Annotated in this window: 1 protein-coding gene; it reads left to right on the top strand. The window is 70.0% G+C overall.

The genetic code is table 11. From position 1 onward, the window contains the following. A partial coding sequence (locus Q1A87_RS23830) for a tyrosine-type recombinase/integrase (protein WP_299657381.1) occupies positions 1-414 on the top strand: 414 nt, incomplete at both ends.

Below are 414 nucleotides of genomic sequence, written 5' to 3'. Positions count from 1 at the left end.
GCAGTCCCGGCTCTGGGTCGCGCGGCTCAAGAACGGGCTCAGCGTCGAGCACCCCGTTGCCGGCGACGAACTCCGCGCCATCAAGCGATGGCTTGCGCGACGCGACGACGACCTGCCCTGGCTCTTCGTCTCCGAGCGTCGCCAGCCGCTCACCCGGCAGGCGGTGAACTACGTCATCAAGGCTGCCGGCGAGCGCGCCGGTCTCGGACACGTCCATCCCCATATGCTGCGCCATTCCTGCGGCTTTGCACTGGCGAACAGGAAGCACGACCTGCGGCTCATCCAGGACTGGCTCGGGCACCGCGACCCGCGCCACACCGCGCATTACACGCGCACGGCGGATAGTGTCCCACCCTGTGGTGTAGGAGGCCGCGCGCGGAGCCTTTGGCTCGGCGCAGCGTGCGGCCGGGCTGG

Origin of the sequence: uncultured Jannaschia sp., assembly GCF_947494055.1 — a bacterium.
Classification (GTDB): Bacteria; Pseudomonadota; Alphaproteobacteria; order Rhodobacterales; family Rhodobacteraceae; genus Jannaschia.
Note: the sequence above shows the minus strand (reverse complement) of the source record. Positions and strands in the feature narration are given on the sequence as shown.